The organism is Paraburkholderia sp. MM5384-R2, from assembly GCF_014201025.1.
Lineage (GTDB): Bacteria > Pseudomonadota > Gammaproteobacteria > Burkholderiales > Burkholderiaceae > Paraburkholderia > Paraburkholderia tuberum.
Genome location: NZ_JACHDI010000086.1, coordinates 1 through 1432 on the forward strand (window position 1 = coordinate 1; position 1432 = coordinate 1432).

Genomic DNA, 1432 nt, shown 5'->3' on the forward strand with positions numbered 1-1432 from the left:
GGAGCTAAAGTCGAATCTGGTGTACGGGGGCGTTGAGGCGGGAAGTTGAAGGCGGTGGACGTTTCAGCTGAGAATCTGATTGTCGAAGTCGGAAACCAGCAAACAACAAACCATCCACCATGAGCAAGGATACGGAAAAAGCAGTTGTCGGTCTATTGGGCGCCGGGCTGGGGCTGGACGATTTGGTTCGTCAAGGGGCACGGCAAGTGATTCAACAAGCGATTGAAGCGGAGCTGGCAGAGCTGATGGAGCGGTTCGCGAACGTCAAGACCATGCATGGACAGCGTGCGGTGGTCCGCAACGGCTACTTGCCGGAACGCGATGTGTTGACGGCGGCCGGGCCGATTCAGGTGAAGGTGCCGAAGGTGCGTGATCGATCAGGATTCGGCGTGAAGTTCAACTCGACGATCGTGCCGCCGTACGTGAGGAAGTCGCCCCGCGTAAGCGCAGCCCTGCCGTGGCTGTATCTGAAGGGTATTTCGACGGGCGACATGGGCGAAGCGTTAAAGGTGCTCGTGGGCGATGACGCCAAGGGCTTGTCGGCCAACGTGGTGAGTCGGCTGAAGGCGCAATGGGCTGAAGATCATGCGGCCTGGAGCAAGCGGGACTTGTCGGAATCACACTATGTGTACTGGTGGGTGGACGGCATTCACACCGGGCTGCGCAGCGAGAACTCGGACGGTCAATGCTTGCTCGTAATCATCGGCGTGAGGCCGGATGGGAGCAAAGAGCGCGTGGCGATCGGCGATGGGTATCGCGAGACGAAAGCATCGTGGCTGGAACTGTTGCTCGACCTGAAAAAGCGCGGTATGAAGGCGGGTCCACGGCTGGCGGTCGGCGACGGCGCGATGGGCTTCTGGGCGGCGCTGGAGGAAGTGTTTCCGACAACGCGTGGTCAGCGCTGTTGGTTTCACAAGATGGGCAACGTGCTCAACGCGCTGCCCAAGTCGCAGCAGGCGCGCGCGAAGGCCGACATGCAATCGATCTGGATGGCCGCGACGCGTGCCGAAGCCCATGCCGCGTTCGATCGTTTCGTGTCGATCTATGCGGCCAAATATCCGAAGGCGGCGGAGACGCTGAAGAAGGACCGAGAGAGCTTGCTGGCCTTCTACGAGTTCCCCGCCGAACATTGGCAGCATCTGCGTACCACCAACGCGATTGAATCGACGTTCGCGACGGTGCGCCACCGTACGACACGTACGCGTAACTGCGTGTCGCGACCGACCTTCCTCGGCCTGGCATTCAAGCTGATTGAGGAAGCCGAGAAAACTTGGCGCCGTATCAACGGCCCGGAAAAGATCAAGCTGTTGCTCGAGGGTGTGGCCTTCAAGGACGGCGAACCGGTGCAAGACGATCGACCGGTTCAGCAGAAACTCGCCGCTTGAAATCGACCGCCATCAAAATGTTCATACACCACTCTTGACGTTAGCTC

Annotated in this window: 1 protein-coding gene; it reads left to right on the forward strand. The window is 59.6% G+C overall.

Annotation, left to right across the window (positions count from 1 at the left end):
- Positions 1 to 119: 119 nt before the first annotated feature.
- Entirely contained in the window at positions 120 to 1385 is a 1266-nt protein-coding gene (locus tag HDG37_RS38710) for an IS256 family transposase (RefSeq protein ID WP_184056863.1), read from the forward strand.
- Positions 1386 to 1432 lie beyond the last annotated feature (47 nt).